Origin of the sequence: Agrococcus sp. SGAir0287 (assembly GCF_005484985.1) — a bacterium.
In the GTDB taxonomy this organism is placed as follows: Bacteria; Actinomycetota; Actinomycetes; order Actinomycetales; family Microbacteriaceae; genus Agrococcus.
Genome location: NZ_CP027942.1, coordinates 231195 through 249122 on the forward strand (window position 1 = coordinate 231195; position 17928 = coordinate 249122).

Sequence of the window (17928 nt, forward strand, 5' to 3'; positions counted from 1 at the left end):
CTGTAACTCCCACATAGTGGGATGGAGTTGCAGGTCCGCGCGACCCGGGCGCATGGTGCCAGGACGGGGACGCGTTCGAAGCCCCTGCGAAGGACCCACCATGACTGCACCCGACGACACCCGCACCGAGGTCGCCGCCGACGAGCGCCACCCCCGCGCGTTCGCGCCCGGCACGGCCGTCATCATCCTGCTCGTGAGCGTGCTGGGCGCCGTGATCGGCATCCACATGATCACGACGCTCGGCGTCTCGCCGAACACGAGCGTCATCGGGGCGGTCATCGCGATGCTCATCGGACGCATCGGCTTCGCTGGCCTCCACCGCATGCGCGACGTCAATCGCCAGAACCTCGTGCAGTCGTCGATCTCCGGTGCGACGTTCGCGGCGGCGAACTCGCTGCTCACGCCGATGGCCATCCCGTTCCTCTTCGGGCGCCCCGACCTCGTGTGGCCCATGCTGCTCGGCGCGAGCCTCGGGCTCGTCATCGACGTGTTCGTGCTCTACCGCGCGTACGGCTCGAGCATGCTGCCCGCGAGCGCGGCGTGGCCGCCCGGCGTCGCCGCCGCCGAGACCATCCGCGCCGGCGACCGCGGCGGGAGGCACGCGCTGCTGCTCGCGAGCGGCGGCGTCGTCGGATTCGTCGCGTCGCTCCTCGGCCTGCCCATGTCGGCCGCCGGCATCGCCATGATCGGCAACGTCTGGGCGCTCGTGATGTTCGCGCTCGGCCTGCTCGCCGCGCAGTACGCGCCCGACGTGCTCGGCGTGACGCTCGGCTCGCTCTACGTGCCGCACGGCGTCATGGTCGGCGCGGCGATCGTGGCCCTCGGGCAGATCGTCGTCATCCTCGCCGGCAAGACCACGAGGCGGCAGCGCGAGCGCATCGAGGCGGAGCGCGAGGCGGCGAGCCTCGACCCCTCGCTCGCACCCACCGTCACCGACCGGGTGCTGCGCCGCACCCTCACGTCGGGCTTCGGCCTCTTCTTCCTCGGCGGCATCGTGCTCGCGGTCGTCGGCGGGGTCTGGGCGGAGCTGCCGTGGTGGGGCGTGCTCGGCTTCGCGCTCTTCGCCGCCGTCGCTGCGCTCGTCCACGAGCTCATCGTGGGCCTCGCCGCGATGCACGCCGGCTGGTTCCCGGCCTTCGCGGTCACGCTCATCTTCCTCATCCTCGGCCTGCTGCTGCAGCTGCCGGCGATCCCGCTCGCGCTGCTCGTCGGCTACTGCGCCTCGACGGGCCCCGCGTTCGCGGACATGGGCTACGACTTCAAGGCCGGCTGGATCCTGCGGCGCGAACGCCGCCCGTACACGGCCTTCGAGCTCGACGGCCGGCGCGAGCAGCTCAAGGCCTCGATCCTCGGCTTCGTCGTCGCCATCGGCATCGTCGCGCTCGTGTGGCCGTCGCTGTTCGACGACGGCAGGCTGCCGCCCACGTCCCTCGTCTACGCCGAGACGATCCAGGCCGGCCTCACGGATCCCGCGACGCTCGTGAACATCCTCATCTGGGCGATCCCCGGCGCGCTCGTGCAGCTCATCGGCGGTCCGCGGCGTCAGATGGGCGTGCTGCTCGCGACGGGCCTGCTCGTCGCGACGCCCAACGCGGGCTGGCTCGTGCTCGGCGCGCTCGTCGTGCGCGTCGCCTGGCGCCGCTACCGCGGCGAGCGAGGCGAGCAGGAGACGGCGCTCGTGGGCGCCGGCCTCATCGCCGGCGACTCCGTCAACGCGGTCGGCTCGATCCTGTGGAAGTCGTGATGGGCATGCGGCTCGGGGTCGTCACGATCGGCCAGACGCCCCGCATCGACCTGACGCCGGAGCTCGAGGCGCTGCTGCCGGGCGTGCAGCTCGTCGAGCGCGGCGTGCTCGACGGCTGCGACGCCGCCACGATCGCGTCGTTCGCGCCGCAGGCGGGCGACCACACGCTCACGACGCGGCTGGCCGACGGCGGCTCGGCGATCATCGGCGAGGCAGCCGTCATGCGGCGGCTGCCCGACGTGCTGCGCGGCGTCGCGGGGGAGACGGATGCGGTGCTCCTGGCATGCACGGGGCCGTTCCCGGCGATCGCGCTCGACGTGCCGCTCTTCGTGCCCGACCGCATCATCGCGCACGCGCTCGCGGCGGTCGCGCCCATCGGCCGCCCCGTCGGCATCGTCGCGCCGCTCGAGGCGCAGCGGGCGGACACCACCGCGAAGTTCGCCCGCGTGCTCGGCGACGACGTGCCCGTGCACGTGGCCATCGCGTCGCCCTACACGGACGACGAGGCGACGCTGCGCACCGCCGCGGCAGAGCTCGCTGCCGCTGGCGCCCGCGTCGTCGCGCTGGACTGCTTCGGCTACACCGCCGCCATGCGCGACGCCGTGGCCGATGAGACGGGGCTGCCCGTCGTCGTCGCACGATCCGTCGCCGCGCGGCTCGCTGCCGAGGCGCTCGGCGTCACTGCATGACCGTCGCGTGCGGCTGAGCGCGCGCCCGCCCCATCCACCCATCCATCTGGGATGCGACGACCGAGCGCATCCCATCCCGTCGCGCCCGCGACCCACCACGAGGAGCCATCCACCGATGTCCTGGAGCCATCTCATCGCCGCCTACGACCTGCTCGACGACCCCGCCGTGCGCGGGGCGACGGTCGCGGCGCACCTGCGCGCCATCGATCCGGGCGTCGACGTCGAGGTCGACGTCGTCGCGGGCGACGGTGGCGAGACGGACTTCGTGCGCGTGCGCATCCCCGGCACCGACGGCACGGCGCGAGGAGGCGCGGCGCCCACGCTCGGCATCCTCGGACGCCTCGGCGGCCTCGGCGCGCGGCCCGAGCAGATCGGCTTCGTGAGCGACGGCGACGGTGCGCTCGCAGCCGTGACGATCGCGGCGAAGCTGCTCGACATGGCGCGACGTGGCGAGCGCCTGCCCGGCGACGTGATCGTCGCGACGCACATCGACCCCGACGCCCCCACCCAGCCGCACGATCCCGTGCCGTTCATGGGCTCGGTCGTCGCGCAGCAGACGAGCAACGCGCACGAGGTGACCGACGAGATGGACGCGATCCTCTCGATCGACACCACGAAGGGCAACCGCATCTGCAACGCGAAGGGCATCGCCATCACGCCGACGATCGTCGACGGCTGGATCCTGCGGGTGTCGGAGTCGCTGCTCGACGTGGTGAGCCGATCGACGGGCCGGTCGCCCGTCGTGATGCCGATCACGATGCAGGACATCACGCCGTACGGCAACGGCGTCTACCACGTGAACTCGCTCGTGCAGCCGGCGACTGCGACGGCGGCACCCGTCGTGGGCGTGGCGATCGTGGCGGAGACCGCCGTGCCCGGATCGGCGACCGGCGCGACCGACCTGCACGACGTCGAGCAGGCCGTGCGCTTCGCGATCGAGGTCGCGAAGGACCACGGCCGCGGCATCGCGCGCTTCCACGACCCGGAGCAGCTCGCGCTGCTGCAGGAGCAGTACGGGTCGATGGCCCACCTGCGGGTGCTGCGCGACTGACGCGCGGCGCGCGTCGCCGGCTCGTCCGCGGTGCGTCTCGCAAGGTCCGCGCCGTTGCCGCGTCCCTTCGCAGGCGATCTCGGCTCGGGAGGGGGATGCTCCCTCGTGAGGTGGGATCACCTGCGAAACGGAAGTCCCCGGTCGCTGTCACGCGCGTTTCGCAGGCGATCCCGGACCGCGAGGGCGATGCTCCCTCCAGAGCCGAGATCACCTGCGAAACGCAAGTCCCGGTTGTCGCTGCGCGCGATTCGCAGGCGATCCGGGTGGTGGAGGGGCATCTTCCCTCGACCCACCCGGATCGCCTGCAGAACGGCGGTCAGAGCGGTTGCCGCGTGCGTTTCGCAGGTGATCTCGGCTCGGGAGGGGGATGCTCCCTCCAGAGGCGGGATCGCCTGCGAGACGGAACGGGGAGCGGTGTCGGCGCGCGCCGGCGCACGCTCGCCTAGACGCCGAGCGGACGTACTGCGCGGACCGACGGGGTCAGGCCGGCACCGGCTCCGCGGCGATCTGCGCCCTGGTCGGCGACTGGTTCACGCGCATGATCTCCTCCTGGTACGGCGCGACGACCTCGCGCGAGATGCGCAGGTCGAGCAGCAGGAAGCGGCGCGTGGCGGGATCCTCCTGCGCCCAGGTGCCGAGGCGCTCGAGGTCGTCCATCGTGCGCACGACGACGCCCTCCGCGCCCACGGCCGTCGCGAGGCTGGCGAAGTCGACCTCGGGGATCAGCATCGGCGGCTCGGCGAGGCCCTTGCCTCCGTACAGCGTCGTCTCGGCGGCGTAGGCGGCGTCGTTCCAGACCGTCGCGACGCCGCGGCCGCCCGCGACGCGCACCGCCGACTCGAGGTCGGCGAGCGCCATGAGACCGCCACCATCGCCGGTCGCGAGCACGATCGTGGCGTCCGGATGCGCGACGGCGGCGCCGGGCACCGACGGGAACCCGAGCCCGATCGACTGGTACGCGGTGCCGACCATGTGGTGCCGGTCGGGCGCCGCGACGGGCCAGTGCATGTTCGCCCAGCCGAGGAAGTGGCCGCCGTCGGTCACGACGACGCGGTCCGCGGGCAGCAGCTCGCCGATGCGCGCCGCGGCGGTGCGCGGGTCGAGCCGACCGTCGGCGGCGATGCCGTCGCCGCGCTCCTGGCGGCGGGCCGCGACGGCGTCGACCGACGCGCGCCATCCGGCCGCGGGCTCGCCGATCCCGTCGAGCGCCGCGGCGATCGCCTCGAGCGTCAGGCGGGCGTCCCCGTGGACGAACGTGTCGACGCGCGCGTTCGTCGCCGAGGTCGACACGTCGACCTGCACGACGTGCGCATCCTCGCCGAACAGCTCCCCGAAGCGCATCGTGAACTGGTTGAGGGATGCGCCGACGACGAGCGCGACGTCCGCCTCGTGCACGAGCGCCATCGCCGCCTCGGCGCCGAAGCCGCCCGCGACGCCGAGGTCGTGCTCGTCGCGCGCCACGAGTCCGCGGCCCAGGGCGCTCGCGGTCGTGAGTGCGCCGACCGCATCCGCCACGGCGTCGATCGCAGCGCCGGCGCCCGCGAGCCACGCGCCGCGGCCCGCGAGGATCACGGGGCGCTCGGCGCCGGCGAGCAGGTGCGCGACCGCGTCGACCTCGGATGCCGTCGGCGGCACGCGCGACGGCAGCGCGAGCTCGCGCAGCGAGTGCAGGGGGCCGGCGTCCGCGGCGGCGATGTCGTAGGGGAGCGCCACGACGACGGCGGTGCGGTGCGCGAGCGCGTGCTCGATGGCGTCGAGGGTCGTGCCTGCAGGGTCGGCGAGGCCGACGACCCAGGTGCGCGCGCCGACGGCGGCGGCGAGCGCGACCTGGTCGACGTCCCACGGCCGCGCGCCCGTCGTGGGCTCGTCACCGACGACGAGCACGAGCGGTACGCGCGCCTGCACGGCCTCGGCGAGCGGCGTCAGCGTGTTCGTGAAGCCCGCGCCGTAGGTCGCGGTGGCGACGGCGAGGCGGCCCGACGCGCGCTGGTGCACGTCCGCGGCGACGACGCCGCCCGCCTCGTGCCGCACGGCGACGAACGTCATGTCGGTGTCGCGCTCGACGGCGTCGAGCAGATAGGCGTTGCCGTTGCCCATGACGCCGAAGACGGTGTCGGCGTGGGCGGCGAGCGCGTGGGCGACGTGCGCGGAGACGATGGGCATGGCGGGGCCTCTCGAGAGCAGGGACGGATGGATTCCGTATGTGTCTCGCCGCGCGCCATGCGGCGGTGCGGATCAGCGCCCCTTTTCCGAGCGCCGGCTGCCTCGTCGCAGCCTGACGGGAGCATGCTACTCCGCACTCGACTCGTCGCGTCAGGCTCGATCGGCATCGAGCGTCAGCCGACGCCGGCGACGCCCAGCAGCGAGCCGATGCCGTAGGTCACGGCGAGGGCGATGCCGCCGCCGACGACGACGCGCACCGTGGCCCGCTGCCATGGCGCACGACCGAGGCGCGCGCCGAGCGCGCCCGTGACGCCGAGCGCGACGAGCACCACCGCGATCGCGACCCACACGCGCACGTCGACGGGCGCGAGCAGGATCGCCGCGAGTGGCAGGATGCCGCCCACGGAGAAGGCAAGGAAGGATGCGGCGGCCGCCTGCCACGGGCTCGTCACGGTCTCCTCGTCGATGCCGAGCTCCATCGAGAGATGCGCCTGCAGGGCGTCGTGCTCGGTCTGCCGCGTCGCGACGAGCGTCGCGGTCTCGTGGTCGAGGCCGCGCTGCTCCCAGAGGCCCACGAGCTCGGCGAGCTCGCCCTCCGGGTCCTCCTCCAGCTCGCGCCGCTCGAGCGCGATGAGGGCGCGCTCGCTGTCGCGCTGCGACGACACCGACACGTACTCGCCGAGCGCCATCGAGATCGCACCGCCGACGAGCGCGGCAGCCCCCGCCGTCACGAGCGGGCCCGTCTGCGTCGTGACGCCCGCGACGCCCACGAGCACCGCCGCGACCGACACGATCCCGTCGTTCGCGCCCAGCACGCCCGCGCGCAGCCAGTTGAGCCTGCCCAGCACGCCCTCGTCATGCGGCTCGTGCCGCGCATCCGTCTCGCCCATGCCGCGATCCTGGCATCTCGGTCGCGCGGTGGAGCGCGACGCGACAGCCGGCGGCGCCGGGCCGCTACCAGACCGTGCCGCCGCCGATCGAGATGCCGCCCCACGTGAGCGCGATGAAGATCGCGGCGAAGACGACCGGCGCGATGCCCGCGCCGCCGCGCGCGAGGCCCTTGAGCAGGCCGATGACGGCGAACACCGCGGCGACGAGCGAGAGGCCGCCGCCGAGGATGAGGCCGATGAAAAGCGGGATGGGCATGAGCAGCAGCCCTGCGAGCCCGGTCCAGAAGGCGATCCAGGCCGCGGCGTTGGAACGGCGACGAGTCGTGGTCATGCCTCCATCGTCGGCCGCGAACCTTGGCCGGAGCCTGGGATCCGGGGCCGGTTCGCGCAGGGCGGAGCCGGAAGCGTCCACGGGATCGACCGACCCAGTGGGCTCGCCTGCGTCGCCTCGAGTGCGGGCGATCCCGCCCGCGCCACCCGAGCGAAGGAGCCCGCATGCCCATCGACGACGACGGGTGCTTCTGAGCCGAGGGTCAGCTCGACGTCGCGGTGACGATCGGCACCGTCGTCGCGACCATCATCGCCACCTGCATCGCCTCGATGGCCTTGCGCACGACCTCGCTCGACCACGATCCGCGCGCGAGGTCGTCGGCGCGAGCCCGCAGCGCCGTCGCGTCGAGGTCGGCGAAGACCTTCGGCAGCGCCTTCGCGCCGTGCAGGATCGCGAGCGCGGCGACGAGCCGCTCGTCGGCGGGCGTCGGCTGCCCGTCCTGCAGCAGCGCCCGCGCGCGGGCCTGCATCGCGTCCTCGCGCTCGGTGCGGGCGCCGCGCTCCCACCGCTCGGACCACGCGATGCCGAGCCAGCGCGTCTCCGCGTGCGTCAACGCCCCCTCGGCCACGAGCTCGCCGAGCAGCTCGGCGCGCAGCCGCGACGCGACCGAGCGCGAGCCGCCCCATCCCACGACCCGCGCGAGCGCATCCGAGGACTTCCGCCCCTCGGCGTGCTCGACGAACGCCTCGAGCTCGGGCTCGACGACCGACGTCGACGCCACGAACCGGCCGGGCTTCGTGCCGCCCGGCTCGCCCTCCTCGGCGAGGCGCAGGCGGCCGCGCACGACGAGCTCGGCGAGGCCGGCGCCGCCGAGGGTCTGCAGCAGCGTGGTCGAGTCGAGCACGGGCTTGCCCGTCTCGTCGTCGAGGGCGAGCAGGAGCACGGTCTCGGGGATGGTCGCCTGGATGTCCATGCCGCGACGCTACGCACGCGCGCTGGACGGCGCATCCATCGCGGGACGGACGCCGATCGACGGATGCGGGCGCTGCGACCGCGGCCCCGGCGAGCACGTGCGCGCGGGACGCGGCCCCTGCGCGTCCGCCTGCCGACCCTCCCTCGGCTGGTCCCAGCCCTCCGATGGCCAGCCGATCCGTCGCCTCAGGTCGACAGACGGTGAACGGATGGTGAATGATCGAGGTCGATGCAGGAGCTCGCGATCCTCGTGATCGTCGTCCTCGTGGCGCTGGCGTTCGACTTCACGAACGGCTTCCATGACACGGCGAACGCCATGGCCCCCTCGGTCGCGACCGGCGCCTTGAAGCCCAAGGTCGCGGTCGCGCTGTCGGCGTCCCTCAACCTCGTCGGCGCCATGCTGTCGATCGAGGTCGCACGCACCGTCGGCTCCGGCATCGTCGACCTCACGGGCGTCGACGGCGAGTCGCTGATGCTCATCGTGCTGTGCGGGCTCACGGGCGCCATCATCTGGAACGTCCTGACGTGGCTGTTCGGCCTCCCGTCGTCGTCGAGCCACTCGCTCTTCGGCGGCCTCATCGGCGCGACGATCGCCGCGCTCGGCCTCACGGGCGTGCTGTGGGGCGGCGTGGCGCAGAAGATCCTCATCCCCGCGCTCCTCGCGCCCGTCATCGCCGGACTCGTCGCCTTCACCGGCACGTGGCTCGTGCACCGCGTCACGCGACGCATCTCGACGCGCACGGAGCAGCGCGGCTTCCGATGGGGCCAGATCGGCGCCGCGTCGCTCATGTCGCTCGCGCACGGCACGAACGACGCGCAGAAGACGATGGGCGTCATCTTCCTCGCCCTCGTCGCGCACGGGTCGCTCGACCCCGACGCCGACATGCCGCTGTGGATCCGGGTCGTCTGCGCGCTCGCGATCGCCGCCGGCACGTACATGGGCGGCTGGCGCGTCATCCGCACCCTCGGCAAGGGCATCGTCGACATCTCGCCCCGGCAGGGCATGTCGGCGGACTTCTCGAGCGCGTCGATCATCCTCACCTCCAGCCACCTCGGCCTGCCGCTGTCGACGACGCACGTCGCATCCGGCTCCGTCATCGGCTCGGGCATGGCGCGCACCGACGCGACCGTGCGCTGGTCGGTCGCGCGGCGCATGCTGCTCGCGTGGATCGTGACGCTGCCAGCCGCCGGCGCGGTGGGCGCCGTGTGCTTCCTCATCGCCGGCCTGTTCGGGCACCTGTGGGGCGCCGTCGTCATCACGGCCGTGCTCATCGTCGCGTGCGCGGCGATGTGGCTGCGGTCGCGGCAGAGCCACGTCGACCACGCGAACGTCGGCGACGACTGGGATGCGCTGCCCAAGGAGGAGCGCAAGCAGGTCAAGCGCGAGCGCAAGAAGGCGATCGACCGCGAGCTGTCGACGGTCGCGTCCGGCATCGCACCCGTCGCGAAGCCCCGCAAGCGCCGCCGCTCGAAGGACGGTGCGTGATGTTCGACCTCTCCGCCCTGCTCGTCTCCATCGTCGCGGTGCTCACGGTCGGGCTGCTGCTCGGCGCCGGCATCCCCACGATCTACGCGCTCGGCGCGCGCCAGCTCGAGCAGTCAGCGCCGCGCAACCGCGTGCTCGGCTGGACGGCGATGGGCGTGTGCGTGCTGCTCGCCGCGATGGGCATCGTGCTCATCGTCTTCGGCAAGGCGCTCTTCGGCATCTGACGACGCCCTCGTCGCCGCGGTTCCGAGGTACCCGTCTCGCAGCGAGGTACCCATCTCGCGTTGCGAGGTACGCACCTCGTCGCGAGGTACTGCGATCGGCGTACCTGCGCGCGAGATGCGTACCTCGCAACGAAGGCGCCGAGGCAAGCGGCTGCCGCGAGCCGCATGGATGCGGGATGCTGAGAGCATGACCTCCGCGCTCCACATCACGGGCGACGACGCCGCCGATCGCCTGCTCTCCGACGACCCGTTCGCGCTGCTCACCGGCATGCTGCTCGACCAGCAGATCACGATGGAGACGGCGTTCGCCGGACCCGCGAAGCTCCACGATCGCCTCGGCGACCTCGACCCGCAGCGCATCGCCGGCATGGACGCCGACGCGTTCGCCGAGGTCATGGCCGAGAAGCCCGCCGTGCACCGCTTCCCCGGCTCGATGGCGACGCGCGTGCAGGACCTCGCGCGGGCGATCGTGGACGAGTGGGATGGCGACGCCGCCGCGATCTGGACGCGCGGGGCACCCGACGGGGCCGAGGTGCTGCGCCGCCTCAAGGCGCTGCCCGGGTTCGGCGACCAGAAGGCGCGCATCTTCCTCGCGCTGCTCGGCAAGCAGCGCGGCTTCGACGGCGCGGGGTGGCGGGATGCCGCGGGCGCCTACGGCGAGGAGGGCGCGTACCGCTCGGTCGCCGACATCGTCGACGCCGACTCGCTGCAGCGCGTCCGCGCCACGAAGCAGGCCGCCAAGGCGGCGGCGAAGGCCGCCAAGGCGTCGAGGGCGTGAGGGGCCACGACCGAGCGGCCGCCGACCCCGCGGCCGCCCCGTCGACCGTCGTGCCCCTCGTTCCCGCACCGCACTCCGGGGAGGCGGCGACGGTGGGCGCCGACGAGGCCATCGTCGTGCCGCATCCCGCATCGGCGCCCTCGATGGTCATCCTCCCCGGGCGCCACCACCTGCTCACGCGCTTCCAGGTGCGCGCGCTGCGGCGCATCCTCACCGGAGAGGAGCGCGACGAGGACGGCGTGCCGATCGCCATGGCGCCGCACACCGTCGTCGTCTGGGCCGTGACGAGCGCCAACCAGTCGTCGACGCGCCGCAACCCCTTCCCCGGCAACCGGCGCGAGGCGGCGATCGAGATCCTCGCGCACGTCGAGCGCATCCCCTCGGTCGTCGTGCCCGTCGTCGACGTGCCGCCGACCGATCGGTTCGCCGAGCTCACGCTCAAGGCGATCGAGCACGCCACGGCGTCGCGCCTCGTGCCGACGCCGCAGACGGCGATCGTCGCGTGCTCGACGGAGGCGGTCGCGGCGATGTACCGCGCGCTCGGCTACCGCATCGCGCCGCTCGAGGCCGCATCCGACGCCCGGCCCCCGTGGTCGCACCTCGACGAGCTCGCGACGTCGCGGCCCGGCGACGACCGCTGGCGGCGCGGCGTGCATCCCGCGAGCCTCGACGTCGTCGATCGCTACGGCCTCGACGAGCTCGCGCGGATGGTCGCGGCCGATCCCGTCGTGGGCGACGAGGGCGGGCTCACGGACACCCGCGACTACCGCTCGTACATGCGCTCGTTCGAGTCGGCGGCGCCGCGCAAGTGGGCGCAGGCGCGGCCGTTCGTCGTGCCGGGTCGCATCGTCGACGTCGGATGCGCGACGGGCGGCATGCTCGAGCTCGCCGCGCGCGAGCCGGCGCTCGCGGAGTCCGACCTCATCGGCATCGAGGTCGCGGCGCCGCTGTTCGCCGAATGCGTGCACAAGCTCTCGCAGGGGGTCTTCGAGAACCCGAGCACGTACTTCTACCGGCGCAACATCATGGCGGGCCCGCTCTTCCCCGACCGGTCGATCGCGACGACGCTGACGTTCGCGCTCACGCACGAGATCGTCTCCTACGGCGACGGCATCCCATCGCTCGAGCGCTTCGCACGGACGATCGCGGCGCAGACGCAGCCGGGCGGCGTGTGGATCAACTCCGACGTCTGCGGCCCCGCCGAGCTCGACCGACGGGTGCTGCTGCGCTTCGCCGACGGCGACGTGCGCACGCCGGCCCAGCACCTGCAGGGATCGAACGAGGAGGTCGCGGCGGTGCTGGATGCGCTGCCCGTGGGCTCGCGCGTCGCGCAGTTCGCGCAGGACTTCCGCGCCGCATCCGGCAGCCCGTGGCCGTACGAGGTCGTCGACGAGCGCACGATCGCCCTCGCCCAGGGCGACGCGATGGAGCTCATGACGAAGGTGCACTACACGGGCAACTGGCTCTCGGAGATGCACGAGCGCTTCTGCGCGCTGTCGTGGTCGGACTGGGTGGCGCTCGTCGAGGATGCGGGCCTCGAGGTCGACGAGCGATCGGGCCCGTGGCGCAACGAGTGGATGGTCGAGCACCGCTTCGACCCCGACGCCACGCTGCTCGACTCGTCGGGCGACCCCGTCCCCTGGCCCGACACCCACGTGCTGCTGGTCGCCCGCCGCCCCCACTGAGTCGCAGATGTGAGGTTTTCGGCCCTTTGTGAGGTCAGAAAGGGCCGAAAACCTGAGATCTCTGCGGAGCCTGGGGGCGCGAGTCAGGACTCCGCGCGGACGAGCGGGGGATGCAGCGTGTCGACCGGGCCGCGGCGGAACAGGCGGGCGGGGCGACCCGCACCCTCGGCGACCGTGGCGCCCGTGGGCTCGACGAAGCCCGGCGTGCCGGTGACCTTGCGGTGGAAGTTCCGCGGGTCGATCGGCATGCCCCACACCGCCTCGTAGACCGCGCGCAGCTGCGCGACCGTGAACTCCGGCGGGCAGAACGCCGTCGCGAGCGACGAGTACTCGAGCTTCGCGCGGGCGCGCTCGAGGCCGTCGGCGACGATCTCGGCGTGGTCGAAGGCGAGGGGCACGTCGCCCGCGCGCACCGCATCCATGGGCCACCAGCGCGCGCCCGCGGCGTCGGATCCGGCGGCCGGCTCGCCGAGATCCGGGGCGAGGGCGAGCCACGCGACGCTCACGACGCGTCCCCGCGGGTCGCGCCCGGGGGCGCCGTAGGTGCGCAGCTGCTCGAGGTGGATGCCCTCGCGCATGCCCGTCTCCTCGGCGAGCTCGCGGTCGGCGGCGTCGGCGAGGTCCTCGTCGGGCAGCACGAACCCGCCCGGCAGCGCCCACGTGCCGGCGAACGGCGCGATGCCGCGCTCGACGAGCAGCACGTGCAGCGCGCGCTCGCGGATGGTGAGCACGACGAGGTCGACGGCGACGCTCGTGATCGGCAGGGAGTCCACGGCGGCAGCCTAGCGATCTCGTCACCTTGACGACAATCGGCTGGAGAGTTATCGTCGTGGTGACGACAATCACGAAGGAGGATGTCATGGCCACCATCACCCGCATCCCGTTCCTGCGGCACTGCAGCACCGGGCCGACCGCCTACGCGGAGCACCGCGCGAAGGGCCTCGTGCAGCACGCCGGCGCCGGGCAGGCGTTCTGGTTCCGCGCGATCGACGCGACGATCAGCGAGGTGCCGCTCGACGATCGCGAGCTGCCGGTGCTCGTGACGCTGCGCACGGCCGACCTGCAGCAGCTCACGGCCCCCGCGACCGTGACCTTCCGCGTCGCCGATCCCGAGCTCGCCGCGCGGCGCATCGACTTCTCCATCGACCTCGCCTCGGGCGCATGGCTCGAGCAGCCGCTCGAGACGATCGCCGCGATGCTGCACGGCGCGACGGCCGCCGCCGTCGTCGCCCTGCTGGCGCCCGAGTCGCTCGAGCAGGCGCTGCGCGCGGATCCGACGGCGCTCGGCGGTCGGGTCACCGATGCGCTGCGCGGCGACGCGCGCATCGCCGACGTCGGGCTCGAGGTCGTCGGCGTGCGCTTCGGGCTCCTGCGCCCCGAGCCCGACGTCGAGCGCGCCATGCAGACTCCCGCGCGCGAGCGCATCCAGGAGGACGCCGACAAGGCGACCTTCGCCCGCCGCGCCCTCGCCGTCGAGCGCGAGGCCGCGATCGGCGAGAACGAGCTGGCGAACCAGATCGAGCTCGCGCGGCGGCAGGAGGACCTCATCGCCAGGCGCGGGGCCAACGCGCGCCGGGAGGCGGAGGAGGCGGCGGCCGCGGGGGCGATCGCGGCGGATGCGGACGCGGCGAAGGTGCGCACGGTCGCGGAGGCCAGGGCCGACGCCGATCGCGCCCTCGGCGAGGCGAAGGCCGCCGCGGAGCGCGCGCGGCTCGACGCCTACCGCGACGTCGCCCCCGAGGTGCTCACGGCGCTCGCGCTGCAGCAGCTCGCGGCGAACCTGCCGAGCATCGAGCGGCTCACGGTGACGCCGGACCTGCTCACCGACGTGCTCGGCGGGCTGCTGGGCGGCGGGGCCGCTCCGGCCGCCGCGACGACGGGGCGCTGAGATGCCCGCCCCTCGCGTCGTCGTCGTGCGCCGCGCGACCGAGCGCGACGAGCTCGTCGCCGCGCACGGCACGATCGGGCAGGCGGGCTTCTTCCTGCAGACCCGCGGCCAGTCCCTCGAGCCGGTCGAGCAGCGGCACGCGGCCACGACCGCCGCCCTCGACGCCGTCGCCGCCGCGATCCCCGCCGACTGGCGGCGCGCATCCGTCGAGCGCGCCGAGCTCGCCCGCTTCGTCTTCGAGCCCGCCGACGTCGTCGTGGTCGTGGGGCAGGACGGTCTCGTCGCGAACGTCGCGAAGTACCTCGCGAGCCAGCCCGTCGTCGGCATCGATCCGCTGCCGGGTGCCAACGCGGGCGTGCTCGTGCCGCACGCGCCCGCGGATGCGGCGCGCCTCATCCGCGCCGCAGCGGCCGGCGAGGCGGCGTTCGACGAGCGCACGATGGTCGAGGTGCGCACCGACGACGGGCAGTCGCTCGTCGCGCTCAACGAGGTCTTCGTCGGCCAGCCCGGCCATCAGTCGGCGCGCTACGCGCTCGAGGCGGGGGGCCGCGTGGAGCGGCAGTCGTCGTCGGGCGTCATCGTCTCGAGCGGCACGGGGGCGAGCGGCTGGTGCCGGTCGATCGCCCGCATCCAGGCGCCCGGGCTCGCGCTGCCTCGCCCGACCGAGCGCGCGCTCGCGTGGTTCGCCCGCGAGCCGTGGCCGAGCCCGTCGACGGGGGCGGACCTCGTGGCCGGGCGCCTGGCGGAGGAGGCGGTGCTCGCGCTGCGCGTCGAGTCGGATGCCCTCGTGGCGTTCGGCGACGGCATCGAAGCCGACCGACTCGCCCTCGCGTGGGGGCAGCGCGTGGAGGTGCGCGTCGCATCCCGCACGCTGCGCACGGTGCGCTGACCGACGCCCGACCGGCCGCGAACCTCGCTCGTCTGGACGGGATGCATAAGGATGTTATACAATGGACGCATGGAGCTGCAGGACGTCGCACGGCTGAGTGCCGCGCTCGAGCGCATCGCTCGTCGCGTGCGCGGCGCCGATCTGCCCGGCGGGCTCTCGTCCATCGCCGCGTCGACGCTGTACGTGCTCGCGACCGAGGGCCCCACGCGCCTCACTGCGCTCGCCGACGCCGAGCACGTCACGCAGCCCGCGATGACGCAGCTCGTGCGTCGCCTCGAGCGCGAGGGCCTCGTCGAGCGTCGTCACGATCCGAGCGACGGCCGCGCCGTGCTCGTCGCGGCCACGGATGCGGGTGCCGCTCTGAGCGCCGAGCGCCGCGCCGCGCGCGCCGACGCCCTCGCCGCCGTGCTCGAGGAGGTCGACGCCGACGAGCGCGCCGCCCTCGCCGCGGCGCTGCCCGCGCTCGAGCACCTCGCCGCGAACCCCGCCCCGTCATCGCGCGCGCTCCAGACCCCGCGGTAGTCCCGCGCATCCGCCCCGCCCCGGCGCCTCTCGCGACGCCGTCGCACCACCCGTCACGAGAGAGGTCGAACCCATGCCCACCGACACGTCCATCGCAGCAGCCGCTCCGCGCCCGCCGTCCCACGCAGCCCACCCGACGGCGAGCATCCTCCGTCAGCCGAAGGCGGTGTGGGCCGTCGCGTTCGCATGCGTCATCTCGTTCATGGGCATCGGCTTCGTCGACCCGATCCTGCCCGCGATCGGCGAGCAGATGCATGCGAGCCACGCGCAGGTCGAGCTGCTCTTCACGAGCTACCTGCTCGTCACCGCCGTCGCGATGCTCGGCACCGGCTGGGTGTCGAGCCGCATCGGCGGCAAGCGCACGCTCATCCTCGGCCTCGTCGTCATCGTCGCGTTCGCCGCGCTCGCCAGCCTCTCGCCGACGATCGACGCGATGGTCGGGTTCCGCGCCGGATGGGGGCTCGGCAACGCGCTCTTCATCGCGACGAGCCTCGCCGTCATCGTCGGCAGCGCCACGGGCGGCGTGCCCGGCGCCATCGCCATCTACGAGGCCGCGATGGGCATCGGCATCGCCGTCGGCCCGCTGCTCGGCGGCATCCTCGGCTCCGCCGGCTGGCAGTGGCCCTTCCTCGGCGTCTCGATCCTCATGCTCGTCGGCCTCGTCGGCACCATCCTCTTCGTGCCGAACGCGCCGACGACCGCGCGTCGGCTGCCCCTGTCCGCGCCGCTCAAGGCCCTGCGGCACCGCGGCCTGCTCGTGCTGAGCCTCGTCGCCCTGCTCTACAACTGGGCGTTCTTCACCGTGCTCGCCTACGCGCCGCTGCTGCTCGGCTTCGACGCGATCTCGCTCGGCATGATCTTCTTCGGCTGGGGACTCCTCGTGGCGCTCTTCGCCGTCGTCGTCGCGCCGCGGCTCGAACGCCGCTTCGGGCTCGTGCCCGTGCTCGTGGGCGCCTTCGTGCTCATGGCGCTCGACCTCGTCGCGATGGCGATCTGGACCGACGTCGCCGCCGTGCTCGTCGCGACCGTGATCGTGTCGGGCATCTGCTCGGGCCTCAACAACACGCTCGTCACGCAGGCGGTCATGCAGGTCGCGCCCGTCGAGCGGCCGGTCGCGAGCGCGTCGTACTCGTTCGTGCGCTTCTTCGGCGGCGGGCTGGCGCCGTTCGTCGCGGGCGTCGTCGGCACCGCGGTGAGCATCCACGTGCCGTTCTGGATCGCCGTGGCGGCGATCGTCGGCGCCATCGTGCTGCTCGCCGCCTCCGGCCACCGCATCGCCGAGGGCGTCGCCGCCGCCGAGGCGGCGGACGAGCAGGTGCTGCCGACCGCCGCCGGCGACGCACCGGCCGAGCCGGTCGTGCTCGTCGACGACGCGCTCGACGAGGATGCGTCCGCGATCCGAGCGCTCGCCGGTCGCGACGGCCGCTGAGCCAAGCGTCCGGCGCGTCGCACGCGCAGCACGAGCCCGCAAGCCCCACGCAGGGGGCTTGCGGGCCCGTGCTGCGCGGGAGGACCGTGGATGCGAGGGCGGATGGGAGCGAGGAGGGCGCGATGCGATCGATCCTGTACGCCGGCCAGGCGGTGACGTCGTCGGACCGCGTCGCGATCGAGCTGCTCGCCTATGCGAAGTCGCTCGCGACGCACGGCACCGTCGACGTCGTGTCGATCCCGATCGTGTCCGGCGGCGGCGCGGAGTCCTGCGACCTGCTCGTCGGCTCGGGCATCGCGCTCGCGGTCGGGCCTGCGGACGACCCGTTCACCGACGTCGTCGGGGCGGATCTCGCGATCGACGACCTCCGTGAGCGCCAGCAGCGCCTCACGGGGCCGGAGCTCGGCCTGTCCTGAGCGGGGTGGTCGGTGCCGCGTCGAGCCGCGCGGTCGTCAGACGTAGCGGCGGGCGACCGCGACGAGCTCGGCGCCGTACGACGGGCCGTGGCTGACGGCGTGCACGGCGAGCGGATGCAGCTGGTGCAGCCCGAGGAGGTCGCGCCACTCGCCCTCGAGCTCCGCCGCCTCCGCGTGGGCGTCGAGCACGACGTCGAGATGCGGCAGCCCGAAGAGCGCGAGCATCGCCAGGTCGGTGAGCGGATGCCCGCCCTGAGCGGCCGGGTCGATGAGGACGGCGCCGTCCGCCGTCCAGAGCACGTTGCCGCTCCACAGGTCGCCGTGGATGCGCGCGGGGGAGCGGTCGTCGTCGAAGGCGCCGTCGACGAGCCGGCCGCACACGCGCTCCACGACCGCGGCGCCATCGGGATCGAGGTGGCCGGCGTCGACCGCGGCGCGCACGAACGGCAGGATGCGCTGGTGCGCGAACGAGTCGGCCCACGACGCCGCAGGCGTCATGGGCTGGCGCTGACGACCGATCCATCCCTCGCCCTCGCAGCCGGGCGGCGGCGCGCACCATGCCGGGGCACCTGCCGCGTGCGTGGCGGCGAGCGCCTGCCCGAACGCCTCGGCGTGCGCGCGAGTGGGAGCGGCGGGCTCGAGGCGCTCGAGCGCGATCGTCGCGCCGTCGTGGGCGAGCACGCGCGCGACGCGTGCACCGCCGTGCTGCTCGGCGTCGACGAGCCAGCGCAGGCTCGCGACCTCCCACGCGGCGGCGTCGGCGCCCCAGCGGACGTGCTTCGTGAACGAGGCCATGCCCCATCCTCCCGTGCCGGCGCGGGCACGACCGGT

At 73.8% G+C, this 17928-nt stretch carries 18 protein-coding genes; 12 read left to right on the plus strand and 6 right to left on the minus strand.

The genetic code is table 11. The features are described from left to right. Positions 1-100 precede the first annotated feature (100 nt). The 3 genes from C1N71_RS01085 to C1N71_RS01095 all read left to right on the plus strand — a co-directional run bounded on the left by C1N71_RS01085 (position 101) and on the right by C1N71_RS01095 (position 3484). Positions 101-1744, plus strand: coding sequence for an OPT/YSL family transporter (locus tag C1N71_RS01085; RefSeq protein WP_137754718.1), 1644 nt, complete (start codon positions 101-103; stop codon positions 1742-1744). Next, positions 1732-2433 (plus strand): AroM family protein, encoded by a 702-nt coding sequence (locus tag C1N71_RS01090; protein WP_217496018.1) that lies wholly within the window; start codon positions 1732-1734, stop codon positions 2431-2433. The genes C1N71_RS01085 and C1N71_RS01090 overlap by 13 nt, the downstream gene beginning before the upstream one ends. A 115-nt stretch (positions 2434-2548) precedes the next feature. Further along, positions 2549-3484: a DUF1177 domain-containing protein gene (locus C1N71_RS01095; RefSeq protein WP_137754719.1), complete on the plus strand. Its 936-nt coding sequence runs from the start codon at positions 2549-2551 to the stop codon at positions 3482-3484. A 480-nt stretch (positions 3485-3964) separates the two neighbouring features. Here C1N71_RS01095 and C1N71_RS01100 read toward each other — a convergent pair whose 3' ends face one another. The 4 genes from C1N71_RS01100 to C1N71_RS01115 all read right to left on the minus strand — a co-directional run bounded on the left by C1N71_RS01100 (position 3965) and on the right by C1N71_RS01115 (position 7781). After that, positions 3965-5647, minus strand: a complete 1683-nt coding sequence (locus tag C1N71_RS01100) for a thiamine pyrophosphate-binding protein (protein ID WP_137754720.1) — start codon at positions 5645-5647, stop codon at positions 3965-3967. A 173-nt stretch (positions 5648-5820) separates the two neighbouring features. Continuing rightward, on the minus strand, positions 5821-6537 hold the full coding sequence (locus C1N71_RS01105; protein ID WP_137754721.1) for a VIT1/CCC1 transporter family protein: 717 nt from the start codon (positions 6535-6537) through the stop codon (positions 5821-5823). 64 nt (positions 6538-6601) lie between these two features. Beyond that, positions 6602-6868: a hypothetical protein gene (locus tag C1N71_RS01110; RefSeq protein ID WP_137754722.1), complete on the minus strand. Its 267-nt coding sequence runs from the start codon at positions 6866-6868 to the stop codon at positions 6602-6604. A gap of 202 nt (positions 6869-7070) precedes the next feature. Then, a complete protein-coding gene (locus C1N71_RS01115) occupies positions 7071-7781 on the minus strand; it encodes a GOLPH3/VPS74 family protein (protein ID WP_137754723.1) in 711 nt (236 codons plus the stop codon). A 228-nt stretch (positions 7782-8009) separates the two neighbouring features. Between C1N71_RS01115 and C1N71_RS01120 the strand changes: the two genes are divergently transcribed. The 4 genes from C1N71_RS01120 (at position 8010) to C1N71_RS01135 (ending at position 11953) form a co-directional block, all read left to right on the plus strand. Further along, entirely contained in the window at positions 8010-9266 is a 1257-nt protein-coding gene (locus C1N71_RS01120; protein WP_137754724.1) for an inorganic phosphate transporter, read from the plus strand. After that, on the plus strand, positions 9266-9490 hold the full coding sequence (locus tag C1N71_RS01125; RefSeq protein ID WP_137754725.1) for a hypothetical protein: 225 nt from the start codon (positions 9266-9268) through the stop codon (positions 9488-9490). The genes C1N71_RS01120 and C1N71_RS01125 overlap by 1 nt, the downstream gene beginning before the upstream one ends. Before the next feature lie 187 nt (positions 9491-9677). Continuing rightward, a complete protein-coding gene (locus C1N71_RS01130) occupies positions 9678-10268 on the plus strand; it encodes an HhH-GPD-type base excision DNA repair protein (protein WP_137754726.1) in 591 nt (196 codons plus the stop codon). Continuing rightward, entirely contained in the window at positions 10265-11953 is a 1689-nt protein-coding gene (locus C1N71_RS01135) for a class I SAM-dependent methyltransferase (protein WP_254678050.1), read from the plus strand. The genes C1N71_RS01130 and C1N71_RS01135 overlap by 4 nt, the downstream gene beginning before the upstream one ends. Before the next feature lie 83 nt (positions 11954-12036). Here C1N71_RS01135 and C1N71_RS01140 read toward each other — a convergent pair whose 3' ends face one another. Next, positions 12037-12726 (minus strand): NUDIX hydrolase, encoded by a 690-nt coding sequence (locus C1N71_RS01140; RefSeq protein WP_137754727.1) that lies wholly within the window; start codon positions 12724-12726, stop codon positions 12037-12039. A gap of 86 nt (positions 12727-12812) precedes the next feature. Here C1N71_RS01140 and C1N71_RS01145 point away from each other — a divergent pair, with 86 nt between their 5' ends. The 5 genes from C1N71_RS01145 (at position 12813) to C1N71_RS01165 (ending at position 17097) form a co-directional block, all read left to right on the plus strand. Continuing rightward, a complete protein-coding gene (locus C1N71_RS01145; protein ID WP_137754728.1) occupies positions 12813-13841 on the plus strand; it encodes an SPFH domain-containing protein in 1029 nt (342 codons plus the stop codon). Position 13842: 1 nt separating this feature from the next. Then, the gene (locus C1N71_RS01150) at positions 13843-14730 is read left to right on the plus strand and encodes an NAD(+)/NADH kinase (RefSeq protein WP_137754729.1); all 888 of its coding nucleotides are present in this window, start codon (positions 13843-13845) and stop codon (positions 14728-14730) included. 69 nt (positions 14731-14799) lie between these two features. Beyond that, a complete protein-coding gene (locus C1N71_RS01155; RefSeq protein ID WP_217496019.1) occupies positions 14800-15252 on the plus strand; it encodes a MarR family winged helix-turn-helix transcriptional regulator in 453 nt (150 codons plus the stop codon). Positions 15253-15325: 73 nt separating this feature from the next. Then, a complete protein-coding gene (locus tag C1N71_RS01160) occupies positions 15326-16681 on the plus strand; it encodes an MFS transporter (RefSeq protein ID WP_137754731.1) in 1356 nt (451 codons plus the stop codon). A gap of 122 nt (positions 16682-16803) precedes the next feature. Beyond that, on the plus strand, positions 16804-17097 hold the full coding sequence (locus C1N71_RS01165) for a hypothetical protein (RefSeq protein WP_137754732.1): 294 nt from the start codon (positions 16804-16806) through the stop codon (positions 17095-17097). 36 nt (positions 17098-17133) lie between these two features. Here C1N71_RS01165 and C1N71_RS01170 read toward each other — a convergent pair whose 3' ends face one another. Then, positions 17134-17892 (minus strand): fructosamine kinase family protein, encoded by a 759-nt coding sequence (locus tag C1N71_RS01170; RefSeq protein ID WP_137754733.1) that lies wholly within the window; start codon positions 17890-17892, stop codon positions 17134-17136. Positions 17893-17928: the final 36 nt, after the last annotated feature.